The sequence below is a fragment of the Streptomyces kanasensis genome (genome assembly GCF_043077165.1).
GTDB lineage: Bacteria > Actinomycetota > Actinomycetes > Streptomycetales > Streptomycetaceae > Streptomyces > Streptomyces changanensis.
The window spans coordinates 170,665-187,409 of sequence record NZ_JBIBSF010000002.1 but is presented as its reverse complement, the minus strand read 5'-3'; the positions used below and the strand labels follow the sequence as shown (position 1 = coordinate 187,409).

The following is a 16,745-nucleotide window of genomic DNA, read 5'->3' as shown; positions in this document are numbered from 1 at the left end:
GTCAGTGGCGGATGCGAGACTGCCGCGGTGAGCGATTCCCTGGGCAGCGGACCGCTTCCGGCTCCGCGGACCCCGCAGAACCGGCCGGCCCCGCAGGCCCCACAGGCGCAGCGGGCCCCGCACGTCCCGCAGACCCCGCAGGTCCCACCGGGGGCGCTGCGGCGGCGACTGGCGGAGTTGCGCGGCCCCGCCGCCGCGCCGCACCCGCTGGACGCCCGTGCGCTGGCCGCCCTCGCCGCGAACCCGGGCTGCCGACGCCGGGCCCTGCTCGACGGCGCCGGGGTCGACAAGGCCGCGCTGGCGACGGCCCTGGGCGCGCCGTCCGGGCTCGGGCAGTCGCAGTTCGCCTTCATGCGCGGCAACGCCTTCGAGGCGAAGGTCAAGGCCGACGGGGGCGCCGAGCTGCTGCGGCTGCTCGGCGCGGACGGGCCGGACGACGTGTGGACGCCGGACCTCGCCGCGGCCGGACCCGAGGGGCGGGCGGCGCGCACGGCGCTGGCGCTGCGCGAGGCCACGGCGGGCGGCGGCTGGGCCCTGCTCGACCACCCGATGCTGGCGCTGGAGGTGGCCGGCTCCCCGGCCTACCTGGAGCCGGACGCGGTCGTGGTGCGGCCGGACGGCCGGTGGGCGGTCGTGGAGATCAAGTCCTTCCCGATGATCGACGGCTCGGCGGACGCGGCCAAGGTCGGCGCGGCGGCCCGGCAGGCCGCGGTGTACGTGCTGGCGCTGGAGCGGGTCGCGGCCGTCACGGACGGCGCCGCCGTGGACCACGCGGTGCTGCTGGTCTGCCCGAGGGACTTCTCCAACGAGCCGACCGGTTCGCTCGTCGACGTCCGCAAGCAGCTGTCCGTCACCCGGCGGCAGCTGGCCCGGCTGACCCGCGTCGAGGACATCGCGGCGGCCCTGCCCGAAGGGGTCTCCTTCGACATGTCGACGTGCTCCGCCGATCAGCTCACCGCCGCCGTGGACGCGGTGCCGCACGCGTACGCGCCGGAGTGCCTGGCCGCGTGCGAGCTGGCGTTCCACTGCCGCGGCCGGGCCCGCGCCGCGGGCGCCGTGGAGGCGCTCGGCCGCTCCGTACGGGGCGAGCTGGGCGGGCTGACGACCGTCGGGGACGTCCTCGCGGCGGCGCGCGGCGAGGCGGGCGACCCCCGCGACCCGGCCGTGGCGGCGCTGCGGCGGGCGGCCGCGCTGCGGGCCGAGTCGCTGGAGGGGGCGGGCGCGTGTCGCTGATCTCCACGCTCGCCCGGCTGGAGGCCGTCGAGTGCGGGCGCGCCCGGCCGCTGGCCACGGTGCGCCACCGGCACCTGTCGGAGCGGCCCCTCGTCCTCGTCCCGCTGACGACCGCCGGTGAGGCGGGTGCGCCGCTGGGGGCGCTGGTGGGCACGGACCGGGAGGAGCCGCGGCTGCTGGTCGTGCCGCAGCCGCGCGACCGGGACCTGCGCTTCGCGTTCCTGGCGGACCTGGCCGAGGCGGTCCTGCCGTACGTCGACGGGTACGCGGACGACGTCGAGGCCGCCGAGCGCAGCCAGACGGATCCGGAGACCGGCAAGAAGGTCAAGGTCGAGGTGGAGCTGTGCGCCGACGCGCCGCAGCTGATCGTGCCGAGCCGGGCGGGCGTCGAGTACGTGCGGCTGCTGGGCCGGTCGATGCGGTTCCGGCGCACGGCCGAGCAGGACCCGGAGACGCCGTTCCCGGCGCCGCCGCGGGTGCCGCTGCTGGGGCGGTGGCTGACGCACTACGGGGAGCGGGCGCGGGTGCCCGGCTCGTCGCTGCTGCTGGCGGCGACGGACCTGCTGAACCGCCACTGGGCGACGGGCCAGTCGTCGCTGGAGGACCAGCACCTGGGGGCGCTGCTCGCCTGGATCGACGCGCCCGACGCGGCGGTCACCCCGGTGGCGCCGGGGGGCGGGTCCGGGGCGGAGGCGGCGCTCCGGGCCGAGCTGGGGCGCGACCGGGACGGGCAGCTGCTGTGCCCGCCGGCCGGCCCGGCGACCGACCCCGCCTTCGACAACCGGCTCCTCGCCCCCGCGATCGAGCGGTACGACCGCGCCCGGCAGGCCCTGGCGTCCGCCGAGGACGGGGAGGCGGCCGACGAGCGGCTGGGGGACCTGCACCGCGCCGAACGCGAGGTCAGGCGGCTGGTCCTCTCCCAGCTGCGGCCCACGTGGCACGCCGTGTGGCGGGCGCTGGACCTGGCGCGGGAGCTGCCGCCGGGGGCGCGCGTGACCGACCGGTGGACCCGCGACCGCTGGTCGTTCACCGGCCACCGCGACCGGGTACGGGCGGGCGAACCGCCGCAGCCGCGCCGGGACGACGCCGTCACGGCGGCGAACAAGCTCGCCGCGCGGGAGAGCGCCCAGACGCAGCTGGAGGCGCAGGAGGCGCTGGACGACCCGCTGGCGATGGCGGGGCGGCGGCTCGCCGGCGAGGCGTTCCTCGCCGAGGTGGTCGACGTGACGATGGCCTGGACGGAGTCGAAGCGGCCCTCCCCTCGCCCGTTGCTGACGGTGCGCACGGACGACGCCCCGCACCTCGGTGAGCGGGTGAAGGCGTACCGGTCGCTGGACGGCCGGCCGCAGGCCGCGGAGTTCGTCCGGTACGAGGAGGACGGGTCGCTGGTGCTGCGGCTGCTCGACCGGATGGGCCGCGGCAGGGACCCGGCCGAGGGCTCGGTGCCCGAGAAGGGCGACCGGCTGGTGTGGACGCTGTTCGAGCACGAGCCGCGGGTGGGTGCGAAGCTGCCGGACCCGGAGGAGACGCCGTGGACCCACGGCGGGCCCCCGCGCTCCGACACCGCCGAGAGCCCCGATCCCGTGACGCCGGAGGACCTGCTGTGACGTCCGTTCCGTTCGATCCCGCCGCCGAGGCCGCCCGGGCCACCCGGGAGATCCTCGACGACACGCTGCACGGCGACGCGCGGGGCGTCGTCGTGGACTCGCCGCCGGGCGCCGGCAAGTCCACGCTCGTGGTGCGCGCCGCGCTGGAGCTCGCGGCGGCCGGGCGGCCGCTCATGGTGGTCGCGCAGACCAACGCCCAGGTCGACGACCTGGTGCTGCGGCTCGCCGAGAAGGACCCCGAACTGCCGGTGGGGCGGCTCCACAGCAACGACTCCGACCCGTACGACAAGGCGCTCGACGACCTCGGCAACGTCCGGAAGTCGGCCAAGGCGGCGGACCTGACGGGGCTGGACGTGGTCATCTCCACGGCCGCGAAGTGGGCGCACGTGCAGGGCGCCGAGCCGTGGGGGCACGCCATCGTCGACGAGGCGTACCAGATGCGGTCGGACGCGCTGCTCGCCGTGGCCGGCCTCTTCGAGCGGGCGCTGTTCGTGGGCGACCCCGGCCAGCTCGACCCGTTCTCGGTGGTGGGCGCCGACCAGTGGGCGGGCCTGTCGTACGACCCGTCGGCGAGCGCCGTGTCGACGCTGCTCGCGCACAACCCGCGGCTGCCGCAGCACCGGCTGCCGGTGTCGTGGCGGCTGCCGGCGTCGGCGGCGCCGCTGGTGTCGGACGCCTTCTACCCGTACACGCCGTTCCGGGCGGGCACGGGCCCGGGCGACCGGCGCCTGTCCTTCGGCGTGCCGTCGGACGCGTCGGCCGCCGACCGCGTCCTGGACGAGGCGGCGGAGAGCGGCTGGGGCCTGCTGGAGCTGCCCGCCCGCCACACGCCGCGCACGGACCCGGAGGCGGTCCGGGCCTGCGCCCTGGTGGTGCGCCGCCTGCTGGACCGGGGGGCGGTCGCCGTCAGCGAGCGGTCCGACGGCCCCGTGCCCGTCACCGCGGACCGCGTCGCGGTCGGCACCGCCCACCGCGACCAGGCGGCGGCCGTCCGCGCGGCGCTGGCCGACCTCGGCGTGCGGGGCGTGACGGTGGACACGGCGAACCGGCTCCAGGGGCGTGAGTACGACGTGACGGTCGTCCTCCACCCGCTGTCCGGCCGGCCGGACGCCACCGCCTTCCACCTGGAGACCGGCCGCCTGTGCGTCCTGGCCTCCCGGCACCGGCACGCGTGCGTCGTGGTCTGCCGCGAGGGCGTGGCGGACCTCCTGGACGAGCACCCGTCGACGGAGCCGGTCCAGCTGGGCGTCACGGTCAAGTTCCCGGACGGCTGGGAGGCCAACCACGCGGTCCTCTCGCACCTCGCCGAGCACCGCGTCCGCCACCGCCCCTGACCCCGCGGGTCGGTCCCGGCCCGGCGCCGCCCGGAGCGGGGGAACGGGCTCCGGGTCGGGCGCCGGGCGCGGAGCCCGCGGGTCGGGGGCCGGGCGGAGCCGGGAGCGGCCTCGGTCCGGACCCGGGGGCGGGCCTCGGGCGGAGGCGGGGGACGTGGTCTTGTGGGAGGCGGGACAATGGTCGGTGGCCGTCGGTACGGCCGGGACGACCGGACGGCTGCGCACACACGGCAGCTCATGACACGACACGGCAGCGCACGGCACGGCACGGCACGGCAGCAGCGATGGGAGTTCACCGATGGCGGAGACCGAGCGGAGCGAGCAGCAGCGGCGGTTCAAACCGGCGCCCCTGCTCTTCGAGCCTGCGGAGGCCGCCGCGGACCCGGAGCACTTCTTCGACCTGGAGTCCATCGAGGACCCGCGCGAGCTGCTCTCCCGGTCCACGGAGCTCACGCTGGCCTTCCGCGCGGCGGCCGACCGGGCGGTGGAGTACCAGGCGATGGCGGCGGCGCAGCTCGCCGACCCCCGCCGGTTCGACCGGCTGACCACGGCGGACATCGCCCACCGCGCCGAGTGGACCGAGGACTACGCGAAGAAGATGGTCGAGTTCGGCCGGGACCTGCTGCGCGGCGGCGGCCGGACCGGCGAGGACTGAGCCGCACGGGCACGCCCTGGGCATATGCCGAGGGGGAAAGATACCCCTCCCGCTCCCCGGTTGTCCCCATTTCCGGGAACTCAGCGAGATCGCTTCGTCACCTTCGGTAGACCGGTGGTCATGAGGACCTGGTTGCGAGACGAGACCCCGCTGAGCCCCGTCCACGGCGACGCCGACGAGCGCCGCGCCGACGTCCTCCCGCACCCCGGGGGCGACGGGCCGCACCACGCCACGCGGATCACCGCGGACGGCGCGGAGTGGCTGGTGTCCGGCTCCTCGTACCCGGCCGCCACCCTCTCGCGGTGGGAGGCCCGTCCCACCGCCCCGGCGGTGCTGCCCTGCGGGTCCGTCTTCGACGTGGTGAACGTGCCCGCGGTCTTCGGGCGGCGCCTCCTGGACCGGCTGTGGGAGGAGGGCCCCGGCTCCGGCCCGGTCGCGGCGCACCACGGACGGATGCTGCTGTTCACCGCCCCCGGCACGAGCCAGCGGCTGCCCTCCCTGCTGGGCTGGGAGGAGTGGGGCGACGCGGTCCCGCCACTGCTCTGCCACGGTCTCGGCGACGCGGTCACCGTGCCCCCGCTCGTCCGGGGCGCGGGCGAGGGGCCCCGCTGGGTCGTCGCCCCCGACACCCGCCGCCCCTGGCTGCCGGGCCCCGATGTGGTCCTGTGGGCGTGCGTCCGCGTGGCCCGCGCCACGTCCGCCGGGGCCGTCCGCGTATCGATTTCGCCCGACCCGGAGCAGGATGCTAAGGTCTACGACGTCAGCAGGCGCCGCTAGCTCAGTTGGTTAGAGCAGCTGACTCTTAATCAGCGGGTCCGGGGTTCGAGTCCCTGGCGGCGCACAGACGGAAGAAGCCCCTCGCGGAAGCGGGGGGCTTCTTCGTGCGCCTTCCTCGTGGCTACGGCGTGATCCGGACGGTCCAGTCCCCCGCCGGGGTCCGGGCCCCCACCTGTACGCGCACGCCCTCCCCCGGCACGGTGAACGACTCGCCCTCGCGGAGTGGCGCGTCCGCCAGCGGCGGGTACACCGAGCGGTCCCGGCACGCCGCGGTCAGCGGGTGCGCGTCGACCACCTCCACGGGTCCCGCGCCGGACTCGGCGCCGGCCCGCACCCGGTAGACGAGCACGCCCTCCGCGCAGGTGTCCCGGTCGTTGCCGACCGCGCCGCGCGCCTCGACGGCGAGCACGGTGTCGCGGCCCGTGCGCACCACCGCCAGCCGCGTCCCCGGCCCCGCACCGCGGGGCAGCACGCCGTCGGCCGCCGTACCCGCGCCTGTGCCCGTATCCGCACCGGGCCTCTCCGCCCCCGTACCCGGCGCGCCGGTGCCGACCGGAACGGAGCCGCCGCCCGCACCCGTCCCCTGCGCGCCGGTGCCGCCTGGGACCGCGCCGCCGCCCGGGACGGGAACGGCCGGGACCGCGCCGTCCGGGGCGGAGCCGCCCCCGTCCGCACCGCCCGGGACGGGAACGGCCGGATCCGCGCCGCCCCCGTCCGCGCCGTCCGGGTCCGTCCCGCCGGACAGTGGTCGCAGCGTCACCCACTGCGGGGCGCGCACGCAACGCACCTGGTGCTCGTCGAGCCACCCGAGCTTCCACTTGTGCCAGCCGAAGGGTTCGGGGGCCATGGCGAACTGGCTGCCCATGAGGTCCCAGTCGCCGACGTGCGTGTCCCAGTCGCCCTTGCCGTCCACCGGGCGGTTGTACAGGTCGGGCAGGTCGAAGACGTGGCCGGTCTCGTGGGCCAGGACGTTGCGGTCCGGCGGGTGCCGCTCGAAGACGGTGACGACCCGGTCGATGTCCGTGCCGTCCGCCCGCAGCGGGGTCCGCAGGTTGACGACCTTCGTCGCGTCCGAGTCGACGCCCGGCGCGTCCGGGTCCGCGACCAGGTAGACGATGTCGTACCGGGAGAAGTCCACCACCGGGTCCGCCACGGCCAGCGCGTCGCGCAGATAGGCGGCCCGCCGGTCCGGCGCCCAGTCGCGCCGCACGGCGTACGCCGTGGAGGGGCGCGGCATGCGCAGCCAGCCGTGCCGGGGCTCGGCGCGCAGCGCGAAGCGGCCGTACGAGGCGCGCGCGAAGAACTCGCTGGTACCGGGGAAGTGGTCCGCGGCGATCACCTCGGTGCCGTGCACGGGGGTCGCGTCGGGGAAGGAGAGGAAGACCATCACCGCGTCCAGCGCCCGGTCGGGCCGCGGGTAGGCGGTGTTCCAGGTGTCCAGCCCCAGGGAGTGGTGGGCCTCGGTACGGGGCAGGACGCACGGCCCCGTGGACGGGACGGCCGCCACCGGGCCGGCGGCGAGGCCGGTGGCGGCGATGGCGATCAGGGAGAACACACCGGCGGCCGTGGAGCGCAGGCTCGGCAGGTGCACTCCCCCGGGTGGCTGCGCGGGTGGCTGCTGACCCTGCACGTCGACCTCCGGGTGCGAGATGCGGAACGTCATCCCACCCTGTGACGGTTTGCCAGGTTTCGCCCTGTTCCGCTGCACCACTCGGGTGAGCAGCGACACTCCCGGACCACATCGGTCACTTCACTGACAGTCACAACCGGTCAGACCAGGACCGGGCGCCGCCAGACCCGTGCAGAAACGATCGGCCCTGTTCGGCAGGCGGACACGGGGGCCCCGACGACCCGGCGGTGGCGCTGGAACGGCCCAACGGCAGCCTCTATGATCGGCACACTTTCCTTGGCTGACCTCGCCCGACCACATCTGTACGTCACAACTGCCCTGCGGGAGCGAGCGGTGAGCGGAACTCCAGAAGGACCGGGACACACGGCAGTCGCGCAGCCCTGCACCACGCTCCGCGTGATCACGGAGGGTGACTGCGGGGCGGCGGGCGACTCCGGCATCCGCCGGTACGCGGCGCGGACCGAGCCGCCGCCCCGGTCCGGTCCCGTCCCGGCGGGCGAGCTGCGGGACGTCCACGCGGCGTTCAACGCCGCGCAGCTCGCCATGGCGGTCGTCGACCCCGACGGCCTCGTCCTCAACGCCAACGACGCGCTCGCCGCGCTCCTCGGCACGGACGCGGCGTCGCTGCGCGACCAGGTCGCCGCCGACCTCGTCGACCTGGCCGGCGACCCCCGTACCTGGCACGCCTACCGGGAGGTGCTGCGCGGCCACCGCTCGCGGTTCCGTTGCACGCGCCGGCTCAAGCATCCCGACGGGCGGTCCCTGTGGGCGGAGGTGACCGTCGCGCCGGTGCCCCGCGGCCACAACGTGCTGCTGTCCATCGCCGACATCAGCGACCGCCGCGAGCTCCAGGCCCGGCTGCGCCACCTCCAGATGCACGACCCGGTCACCCGCCTGCCCAACCGGACCCTGTTCTTCGAGCGCCTCACCTCCGCGCTGGAGAACTCCTCGTACGACGCCTACGAGTCGTACGGCCCCCACGGCGACGGCGGCACGGGCCGGATCGGCCTGTGCTACCTCGACCTCGACGGCTTCAAGGCCGTCAACGACACCCTCGGCCACCGCGTCGGCGACAGGCTCCTCGCCGCCGTGGCCACCCGCCTCACCGAGTGCGCCGACAACGACGGGCACGCCCGCGGCGGCGGCCACCTCGTGGCCCGCCTCGGCGGCGACGAGTTCGCCATCCTCGTCGAGGACTCCTCCGGGACCGACCAGCTCGCCGGGCTCGCCGGGGCCGTACTCGCCGCCGTGCAGCGGCCGTTCGACCTCGCGGGGCAGCGGTTGTCCGTCTCCGCCTCCATCGGCGTCGTCGAGCGGCTCGCGGCGGGCACCACGGTGAACGGCCTGATGCAGGCCGCCGACACGACGCTGTACTGGGCCAAGGCCGACGGCAAGGCCCGCTGGACGCTCTTCGATCCCGAGCGCAACGCCCACCGCATGACCCGGCAGGCGCTCAGCTCCACGCTCCGGCCGGCCGTGGAGCGGGGCGAGTTCGCCCTGGAGTACCAGCCGCTGGTGGGCATGGCCGACGGGACCGTGCGGGGCGTCGAGGCGCTGGTGCGCTGGCACCACCCGCGCTTCGGCGCGCTGGCGCCGAATCGGTTCGTCGGCATCGCCGAGGAGGACGGCTCGATCGTGCAGCTGGGCCGCTGGGTGCTGCGGACCGCGTGCCGGCAGGCCCGCCGGTGGCAGCTCGAACACCCCGGCGAGCGGCCCCTGTTCGTCAGCGTCAACGTCGCCGTGCGGCAGGTGTGGGACTCCGACCTCGTCACGGACGTCGCCGGGATCCTGGCCGAGACGGGGCTCCCCGCCCACCTGCTCCAGCTGGAGCTGACCGAGTCCGCGGTGATGGGCTCGGCCGGGCGCCCGCTCCAGGCCCTCCAGGCGCTCAGCGACATGGGCGTGCGGATCGCCATCGACGACTTCGGCACCGGGTACTCCAACCTCGCCTACCTGAGCCGGCTGCCCGTGTCCGTGCTGAAGCTCGACGGCTCGTTCGTCCGCGGCTTCCAGGACGAGGCCCACCCCAACCCGGCCGACGAGGTGATCGTCGAGACGATGGTGGACCTGGCGCACCGGCTGGGGCTGACCGTCACGGCCGAGTGCGTGGAGACGGCCGGGCAGGCGGCGCGATTGCGCCGGATCGGCTGCGACACCGGGCAGGGCTGGTTGTACTCCCGGGCGGTGGCCCCGGAGCGGATCGCCGACATGATCCGCGTGGGCGCGAAGGTCGCCTGAGCCGGCCGGCCGGGCGGAGCACCGGCCCGGGCGCGGGCGGAGCACCGGCCGGGCGCGGGCGGGCGCGGCGGGCACGGGACCCGGCGGGCGCGTCATGGGAACCGCCCCTGACCGGGAGGCCGCGGCTCTCCGGTCAGGGGCGGTGGTGTGGGGGGTGGGTTCCGGGGTCGGTCCGGGTACGGCGCTCAGCAGGCGCCGAGGTCCTGCCAGACGCCCCACTCGCCGGTGGTGCCGGGCTCCTCGCCCCGTGTCCACCACTTGGCCTTCCAGGTGCGTCCCTGGTGGGAGACCTGCGCGCCACCGGCGTACGAAGCCACCCGGTCCCAGGCCCCGGCCGTGCAGCCGGCCGGGCCGGTGGGCGTCGGGGTCGGAGTCGGCGTCGGAGTCGGCGTCGGCGTCGGCGTCGGCGTCGGGGTGGGCGTCGGGGTGGGCGTCGGGTCCGGGGTTTGCGGGGTGCCGCCGACGGCCGCCGCGATCTCGTTGAGCAGCGTCGTACCGGCGTCCAGCCCGAGCAGCGAGTACATCATCGCGCCCGCCAGGCCCCGGCTGCGGCCGTACTCGGCGCGCGCCTGGACGGCCCGCTTGTCGAGGCCGGTGAAGAACTCGCCGTCCTTGTAGAAGTAGCTGGCCTTCGCCCGGTCGTCCCAGAACGTGGTCGCCGGGTTGTCGACGATGCCACCGAGCTCCTTGTAGTGGGCGATGCCGGCCTGCTGGCTCACCGGGCGGGCGGCCGAGGCGCCGGTCGCGGGCTGGGCGAGGCCGTTGCTCCCCCCGGCGGGAACGCCCTTCCAGCCGCGGTAGTAGAACTCGTACCCGAGCGTCAGCTTGTTCGCCGGGAAGCCGCCCGCGATGCCGTAGGCGGGCTCGCCGTCGATCCAGGCGTCGATGGCGTTGTCGATCGAGTACTTCTCGGTGCCCGGCTTGATCGGGTCCGTCGGGTCGTCGGAGCCGGAGTACAGCGGGGACTGGTGGTACGTCGGCCCGTCGCCGTCCCAGGCGCCGTGCATGTCGTACGTCATGATGTTCGCGTAGTCGAGGTACGCGCCGATCTTGTCCGTCTCGATGTGCTTGATCTTGTCCTGACCGGCCGGGAGCGCCGCCGTCAGCAGGTACTTCCTGCCGCCGTGCGCGGCGCCGTACGCGTCGAGCTGCTTGCGGAACTCGGCGAGCAGCAGCGTGAAGTTCTGCTTGTCCTCCGGCCCGTGGTGGTTGCCGAGGTGGCCGTCGGGCGAACCGGGGTACTCCCAGTCGACGTCGATGCCGTCGAAGATCCCGGCCGCCGTGCCGGGGCCGCCGAAGCCGCCCTCGACGGGCAGGTCGCCCTGGATGTACTGCTTGATGCACGACGAGACGAGCTTCTTGCGGCTCGCGTCCGTCTTCGCGGCGTCGTGGAAGTACTTCGAGTAGGTCCAGCCGCCCAGCGAGATGTTGATCTTCAGGTGCGGGTACTTCGCCTTCAGCTCCTTGAACTGGTTGAAGACGCCCACGATCGGCTGGTCCCACTTGTCGGCGACGCCGTCCACGCTGTCGGCGGCCGCGAAGGAGCGCTGGTAGTCGGCGTACGAGTCGCCCGCGCCGTCACCGGCGTTGGGGTTGTTGTCGTCCCCCGCCGCCTTGTTGGCCATGAAGCAGGTGTGCTCGGTCGGGTGGATGTTGCCGAACGAGTAGTTGATGACGTCCAGTTTGGCGGCGATGCCCCGGGTGTCGAGGTGCTTGGGGTAGAAGGCGTTGCCGTAGACGCTCCACTGGTCGTAGTAGGCGATCTTCACGCCGCCGGGGGCGGCCGCGGGCGCGGTCTCCGCCGCGCGGGCGGTGTCGGGGCCGGCTACGGCGGCCAGCACGCCGGTGGCGGCGACGGCCAGGCCGGTGAGCGCGGCGAGCAGGGGTTTGCGGGCGTGCACGAGCGGCCTCCGAGGGGGGTGAAGCGCGGTACGCGGAGCTGAAGTCGAAGAATTGATAACCGCCGCGTGAACGCCCCGTCAATGGTCTGCACCAGAATGAGGACTAGACCAATTGTCGGGTAAAACCCCTCATCAGAAGCCGTGCGTGGGACGGAAGGACCGCTCGCCACCCCTGGTGACGAGCGGTTTAAGCCTCCCTTAGGAATCTTGTGCGCCGCTTCCCGAGGAGGAACCACCGGCCGGCATCCCGTACGCGTCCGCGATCATTTCGTACGAGCGCAGCCGCGCCTCACCACCGTGGACGCTCGCCGTGATCATCAGTTCGTCGGCGCCCGTCCGCTCGCGCAGGCCGTCCAGACCGGCGCGGACCGCGTCCGGCGTGCCGTGCACCACGTTGGCGAGCCAGCCGTCCACGAACTCCCGCTCCACCGCGCCGAACGGGTACGCCTCCGCCTCCTCGGGCGTCGGGACGAGCCCGGGCCGGCCGGTGCGCAGCCGCAGCATCGACAGCGCGCCGGTGAGCACCTGGCGCCGGGCCTCCCGCTCGTCGTCCGCGGCGAGGGCGGAGACGCCGATCAGCGCGTACGGCGCGTCGAGGACGGCGGAGGGCCGGAAGGAGTCCCGGTACAGCTCCAGCGCGGGGACCGTGTTGCGGGCGGAGAAGTGGTGGGCGAAGGCGAAGGGCAACCCGAGGGTGCCGGCCAGCCTGGCGCTGAAGCCGGACGAGCCGAGCAGCCACACCGGCGGGCGCCCCGTGGGGCCCTGCACCGGACCGGGCACGGCGTGGATCCTGGCGTACGGGTGCCCGTCGGGGAAGTCGTCGTCCAGGAACCGGACGAGCTCGGACAGCTGCTGCGGGAACTCGTCGGCGCCCTCGTCCAGCCGGTCGGCGCGGCGCAGCGCGGCGGCGGTGGCCCCGTCGGTCCCGGGCGCCCGGCCCAGCCCGAGGTCGACCCGGCCCGGGGCGAGCGCCTCCAGGGTGCCGAACTGCTCGGCCACCACGAGGGGGGCGTGGTTGGGCAGCATGACGCCGCCGGAGCCGAGGCGGATGCGGCGGGTGTGGGCGGCCAGGTGCGCCAGGATCACGGCCGGGGACGACGAGGCGACCCCGGGCATGGAGTGGTGCTCGGCGACCCAGTGGCGGTGGTAGCCCCGGTCCTCGGCGAGCCGCGCGAGCGCCACGCTGGTGGCCAGGGCGCGGGTGGCGGTCGACCCGGCCCCCACGGTGACCAGGTCCAGTACGGACAGCGGTACCGGGGCGGTGCCGCGCGCCGTCCCGCGCACCGCGTCCCCGGGCGCGGCCCCGCGCGCCGCCGTCTCCCCGGTCGCCGTCTCCCCGGTCGCCGTCTTCCGTGTCGCCTCGTCGTCGCTCACCGCTGGGTCCTCCTGCACATGACGTCGGTACGCCACGCACTAACAGGAGGGACCGTCCGGTTATTCCGGACCGGGTCGTACCGCGGGGGGCCGGACGCCCGGGACGCCGTACCGTCCGGCCCGGGCGCCCGGGGTCTCGGGCCGGCCCGCCCGGGGACCTCGCGGCCCCCGCGGCGCCGGTCGGCCCCGCGTGAGCGCCCGCCCCGGGCGGGGTGGCGCCGCGTCAGCCTGCCGGCTGCCCCGCGTCCCGCACGGCGCGCCGGGCGAACAGCGCGCCCAGCTCGTCGGCCCAGGCGCCGCGCCGCTCGGCGAGGCGGAGCCCCTCCCAGACCGTCACCTGCGTCCCGGTGAGCACCGGCTTGCCGACCGCCGCCTCGGCCGCCGCCACCTCCGCGACGCACGGCGTGGCCGTGTCCGGGACGAGCACGGCCTCGGCGAGCGGGTCGTCCGCGGCGCGCACCAGCTCGGGCAGCGGCGTCGTGGCGGAGCCCCCGCCCGAGCCGACCACCTCGACGCCCGCGGCACCCAGGAACCGGGCGAGGCCGTCGAGGGTGTCGCGCGGGTACGTGCCGGCCACGGCGACCCTCGTGGCGCCCAGCTCCTTCAGCGCGTGGGTGAAGCCGATCGCGGTGCTGGACGCGGGGACGCCGGCGCTCAGGGCGAGGGCCCGGGCCTGCTCGTGCGCGGCCTCCCAACCCGGCGCGAACGACGCCCCGGCGGCCGCCCACACCACGGCGTCCGCGCCCGCGAGGCGCAACCGCTCGCCCTCGGCGGCGAACGACACGGCGCCGGCGCCCGGCCCGCCGTACGCGACGGAATCGACGCGGATGTCGCCGCCGAGCAGCGTCTCGATGCGGCGGTAGTCGTCCTCGGGGGTCCCCTCCGGGAGGAGAAGTCCGACGGTGGTCATGCTGGCCTCCTGTCCTCGGCGCGATCACGCATACCCCGTCGGCGTCCGGGTAGCCGCGCGGCCATGGCTCGAACAGCTCGTCCAACAGAAAACAGATGGTCGGGGGCGGTGGGGCGCCGCTCGCTGCTCCTGGGTACGGCCGCGCTCGGCGCGACCGGCGCCCTGGCGGCCACGGGGTGCGCCCGGGTCCCGTCCGGGGACGCCCTGGCGCGGCTCAGGTCGCAGGGCACCGTACGGCTCGGCATCGCCGGCGAGGTGCCCTACGGGTACGTCGACGAGAACGGGGCCTTCACGGGCGAGGCGCCCGAACTCGCGCGTGTCGTCTTCCGGCGGCTCGGCGTCGACCGCGTCCAGCCCGTCGCCACCGACTTCGGCTCGCTCATCCCCGGCCTCAACTCCCAGCAGTTCGACGTCGTCTCCGCCGGGATGTACATCACCCCGGAGAGGTGCCGTCAGGTGCTCTTCTCCGATCCCGAGTACCAGATGCTCGACTCCTTCATCGTGCGCCGCGGCAACCCGCTCGGGTTGCGCTCCTACGCGGACGTGCTGCGCGAGGGGGCCCGCCTCGCCACCGGCACCGGATACGCCCAGGCCGGTCACGCCGTGGCCGCCGGGTACCCCGAGAAGCGGCTCGTCATTCTCCAGGACCAGGTCGCCGGTCTGAACGCCGTGGAGTCCGGCCGCGTGGACGCCTTCGCCGCGACCGCGCTCACCACCCGCCAGGTGGCGCGGGGCAGCAGCCGCGCCGAGAGCGTGCCGCCGTTCGCCGTGGTCGTGGACGGGGAGAAGCAGGTCGACGGCGGCGGCTTCGCGTTCCGCCGCACCGACCGCGTCCTGCGCGACGCCTTCAACGCCGAGATCCACCGCATGAAGAAGAGCGGCGAGCTCTACCGGATCCTGCGGCGCTTCGGCTTCACCCGCTCCGAGATGACCACCCTGACCGCCGAGGAGCTGTGCCGATGACCGCCGGACTCTGGCAGAACTGGGTGCTGCCCGGCATCTGGACCACCCTCCAGCTCCTCGTCTACGGCGCCGCGCTCGCCGCCGTCGTCGCCTTCACCGTCGGCACCGCCCGCACCCACCGCTCCCGGTCGGTCCGGTTCGTCGCCGCCGCGTACACGGAGGTCTTCCGCGGGGTCTCGGCGCTGGTGCTGATGTTCTGGCTCTTCTTCGTCGTGCCGCCGCTGGCCGGCTGGCAGTTGCTGCCCATGTGGGCGGCGGTGCTCGCGCTCGGCCTGTCGTACGGGGCGTACGGCGCCGAGGTCGTGCGCGGCGCCCTGAACGCGGTCCCCGCCGCGCAGCGGGAGGCGGCCGTCGCGCTGGGCTTCACGCCGTGGCAGCGGCTGCGCCTGGTGCTGCTGCCGCAGGCGCTCCCCGAGATGCTGCCGCCGCTGTGCAACCTGCTGATCGAACTGCTCAAGGGCACCGCGCTGGTGTCGCTCCTCGGCGTCGGCGACGTGTCGTTCGCGGCGTACCTGGTGCGCCTGGCCACGCAGGAGAGCGCGCAGGTCTACGGTGCCGTCCTCGTCGTGTACTTCGTCATCGCGATGGCCGTCATCCGCGCCATGAAGGCGCTGGAACGCCGCGCGAAGGCCCGCGTCGGGGCGGTGGTCCGGTGAAGTGGGACTGGTCCGCCGTGGCGGACTTCATGCCGCGCTTCGCGGACGGGCTGCTGGTCACCCTGCAGGTCCTCGTCCTCGGCTCGCTCATCGCCTTCTCGCTCGGACTGGTGTGGGCGGCCGGGCTCCGCTCACGCAAGCGGCTCGTGCGCTGGCCGGTGACCGCCGTCACGGAGTTCGTCCGCACGACGCCGCTGCTGGTGCAGCTGTTCTTCCTGTTCTTCGTGCTGCCCGAGGCCGGGGTGCGGTTCTCGGCGTTCGTCACCGGCACCCTCGCCATCGGGCTGCACTACTCGACGTACACCGCCCAGGTGTACCGGGCCGGCATCGACGCCGTACCGGCCGGGCAGTGGGAGGCGGCGACCGCGCTCAGCCTCCCCGCCCACCGGACCTGGTTCGCGGTGATCCTGCCGCAGGCGCTGCGCCGCGTGACGCCCGCGCTAGGCAACTACGTCGTCGCGATGCTGAAGGACACGCCGCTGCTCGCCGCGATCGGCGTGCTGGAGATGCTCCAGCAGGCCCGGCTGGAGAGCGCCGGCACCTTCCAGTACACCGAGCCGCTCACCGTCGTCGGTGTCGCCTTCGTCCTCGTCGCCTACCCGGCTTCCCTTCTCGTCCGAGCCCTGGAGCGCCGTCTTGTCCACTGAACTCATCCGCTTCTCCGGCGTCGGCAAGAGCTACGGCGGCAACACCGTCCTGCGGGACCTGTCCTTCTCGGTCGACGCCGGCCGGCACGTCACCCTCATCGGCCCGTCGGGGTCGGGCAAGACCACGATCCTGCGGATGCTGATGACGCTGGAGCGGCCCGACCGCGGCACGATCGACGTCGACGGCGACCGGCTCTTCCCGGCCGACGACAAGAGCCGCCGGGAGGTGCGCAAGCGCATCGGGATGGTCTTCCAGCAGTTCAACCTCTTCCCCCACATGACCGTGCTGCGCAACCTCACGGAGGCGCCGGTCCGCGTGCTCGGCCTCGGCCGCGAGGAGGCCGAGGAGCGCGCCCGGGACCTGCTCGAACTGGTGGGCCTCGCCGACCGGGCGGACGCCCGCCCCGGCACCCTCTCCGGCGGCCAGCAGCAGCGGGTGGCCATCGCCCGCGCCCTGGCGATGCGGCCGAAGGTGCTGCTCCTGGACGAGGTGACGTCGGCGCTCGACCCCGAGTCCGTGGCGGGCGTGCTGGACCTGCTGCGGGACATCGCGCGGAGCACCGACATCACGATGGTGTGCGTCACGCATGAGATGAATTTCGCCAGGGACATCTCGGACGAGGTGCTCATGTTCGACGCGGGAAGGGTGATCGAATCCGGTTCTCCGGAGAGGATCCTGTCCGATCCGGAGCACGCACGGACCCGCGAGTTCCTCGGCGCGGTGCTCTGACGACCCCCGCGACCGGCCCGTTCGGCCCCTGGCATGTGCCAGGGGCCGAACGGGCCGGCGCGGGCGCCCGTGGCGCGGCCGGTTCTCGTC

General features: G+C 74.9%; 14 protein-coding genes and 1 tRNA gene. 11 read left to right on the top strand and 4 right to left on the bottom strand.

Annotated features, from left to right (window positions below):
* Positions 1-27 precede the first annotated feature (27 nt).
* The 6 genes from ACF053_RS06215 to ACF053_RS06190 all read left to right on the top strand — a co-directional run bounded on the left by ACF053_RS06215 (position 28) and on the right by ACF053_RS06190 (position 5,670).
* Complete coding sequence (locus ACF053_RS06215) at positions 28-1,233, top strand: hypothetical protein (RefSeq protein ID WP_391952780.1); 1,206 nt, start codon at positions 28-30, stop codon at positions 1,231-1,233.
* Positions 1,224-2,840: a hypothetical protein gene (locus ACF053_RS06210; protein ID WP_391952779.1), complete on the top strand. Its 1,617-nt coding sequence runs from the start codon at positions 1,224-1,226 to the stop codon at positions 2,838-2,840. The genes ACF053_RS06215 and ACF053_RS06210 overlap by 10 nt, the downstream gene beginning before the upstream one ends.
* Positions 2,837-4,174, top strand: a complete 1,338-nt coding sequence (locus tag ACF053_RS06205) for an AAA family ATPase (protein WP_391952778.1) — start codon at positions 2,837-2,839, stop codon at positions 4,172-4,174. Before ACF053_RS06210 ends, ACF053_RS06205 begins: the two co-directional genes overlap by 4 nt.
* 298 nt (positions 4,175-4,472) lie before the next feature.
* On the top strand, positions 4,473-4,829 hold the full coding sequence (locus tag ACF053_RS06200) for a hypothetical protein (RefSeq protein WP_391952777.1): 357 nt from the start codon (positions 4,473-4,475) through the stop codon (positions 4,827-4,829).
* Positions 4,830-4,949: 120 nt separating this feature from the next.
* Complete coding sequence (locus ACF053_RS06195) at positions 4,950-5,606, top strand: hypothetical protein (protein WP_391952776.1); 657 nt, start codon at positions 4,950-4,952, stop codon at positions 5,604-5,606.
* Positions 5,597-5,670, top strand: a tRNA-Lys gene (locus ACF053_RS06190). The genes ACF053_RS06195 and ACF053_RS06190 overlap by 10 nt, the downstream gene beginning before the upstream one ends.
* A 57-nt stretch (positions 5,671-5,727) precedes the next feature.
* On the opposite strand, the gene ACF053_RS06185 is transcribed toward ACF053_RS06190, so the two are convergent.
* Complete coding sequence (locus tag ACF053_RS06185) at positions 5,728-7,269, bottom strand: M6 family metalloprotease domain-containing protein (RefSeq protein WP_391952775.1); 1,542 nt, start codon at positions 7,267-7,269, stop codon at positions 5,728-5,730.
* 300 nt (positions 7,270-7,569) lie between these two features.
* On the opposite strand from ACF053_RS06185, the gene ACF053_RS06180 reads away from it, so the two are divergent.
* A complete protein-coding gene (locus ACF053_RS06180; protein ID WP_391952774.1) occupies positions 7,570-9,474 on the top strand; it encodes a putative bifunctional diguanylate cyclase/phosphodiesterase in 1,905 nt (634 codons plus the stop codon).
* Positions 9,475-9,659: 185 nt separating this feature from the next.
* Here the strand turns inward: ACF053_RS06180 and ACF053_RS06175 are convergent, their stop codons facing one another.
* The 3 genes from ACF053_RS06175 to ACF053_RS06165 form a co-directional block, all read right to left on the bottom strand.
* Complete coding sequence (locus tag ACF053_RS06175; protein WP_391952773.1) at positions 9,660-11,375, bottom strand: glycosyl hydrolase family 18 protein; 1,716 nt, start codon at positions 11,373-11,375, stop codon at positions 9,660-9,662.
* Between the two features lie 198 nt (positions 11,376-11,573).
* Positions 11,574-12,749: an LLM class flavin-dependent oxidoreductase gene (locus ACF053_RS06170; RefSeq protein WP_391952772.1), complete on the bottom strand. Its 1,176-nt coding sequence runs from the start codon at positions 12,747-12,749 to the stop codon at positions 11,574-11,576.
* 223 nt (positions 12,750-12,972) lie between these two features.
* Positions 12,973-13,659 (bottom strand): aspartate racemase/maleate isomerase family protein, encoded by a 687-nt coding sequence (locus tag ACF053_RS06165; RefSeq protein WP_391952771.1) that lies wholly within the window; start codon positions 13,657-13,659, stop codon positions 12,973-12,975.
* A 63-nt stretch (positions 13,660-13,722) separates the two neighbouring features.
* Between ACF053_RS06165 and ehuB the strand changes: the two genes are divergently transcribed.
* The 4 genes from ehuB to ACF053_RS06145 are packed head-to-tail and all read left to right on the top strand — an operon-like array spanning position 13,723 to position 16,655.
* Entirely contained in the window at positions 13,723-14,622 is a 900-nt protein-coding gene (gene ehuB / locus ACF053_RS06160) for an ectoine/hydroxyectoine ABC transporter substrate-binding protein EhuB (protein ID WP_391952770.1), read from the top strand.
* The gene (ehuC, locus tag ACF053_RS06155) at positions 14,619-15,278 is read left to right on the top strand and encodes an ectoine/hydroxyectoine ABC transporter permease subunit EhuC (RefSeq protein ID WP_391952769.1); all 660 of its coding nucleotides are present in this window, start codon (positions 14,619-14,621) and stop codon (positions 15,276-15,278) included. Before ehuB ends, ehuC begins: the two co-directional genes overlap by 4 nt.
* A complete protein-coding gene (gene ehuD / locus ACF053_RS06150) occupies positions 15,275-15,925 on the top strand; it encodes an ectoine/hydroxyectoine ABC transporter permease subunit EhuD (RefSeq protein ID WP_391952768.1) in 651 nt (216 codons plus the stop codon). Before ehuC ends, ehuD begins: the two co-directional genes overlap by 4 nt.
* Complete coding sequence (locus tag ACF053_RS06145; protein WP_391952767.1) at positions 15,915-16,655, top strand: amino acid ABC transporter ATP-binding protein; 741 nt, start codon at positions 15,915-15,917, stop codon at positions 16,653-16,655. The genes ehuD and ACF053_RS06145 overlap by 11 nt, the downstream gene beginning before the upstream one ends.
* The last annotated feature ends 90 nt before the right edge of the window (positions 16,656-16,745 follow it).

Coding starts and splice junctions, on each gene's coding strand:
- ACF053_RS06200 (WP_391952777.1), top strand. CDS start 4,473: ATGGCGGAGACCGAGCGGAGCGAGCAGCAGCGGCGGTTCAAACCGGCG.
- ACF053_RS06195 (WP_391952776.1), top strand. CDS start 4,950: ATGAGGACCTGGTTGCGAGACGAGACCCCGCTGAGCCCCGTCCACGGC.
- ACF053_RS06185 (WP_391952775.1), bottom strand. CDS start 7,269: ATGACGTTCCGCATCTCGCACCCGGAGGTCGACGTGCAGGGTCAGCAG.
- ACF053_RS06165 (WP_391952771.1), bottom strand. CDS start 13,659: ATGACCACCGTCGGACTTCTCCTCCCGGAGGGGACCCCCGAGGACGAC.
- ehuB (WP_391952770.1), top strand. CDS start 13,723: ATGGCTCGAACAGCTCGTCCAACAGAAAACAGATGGTCGGGGGCGGTG.
- ehuC (WP_391952769.1), top strand. CDS start 14,619: ATGACCGCCGGACTCTGGCAGAACTGGGTGCTGCCCGGCATCTGGACC.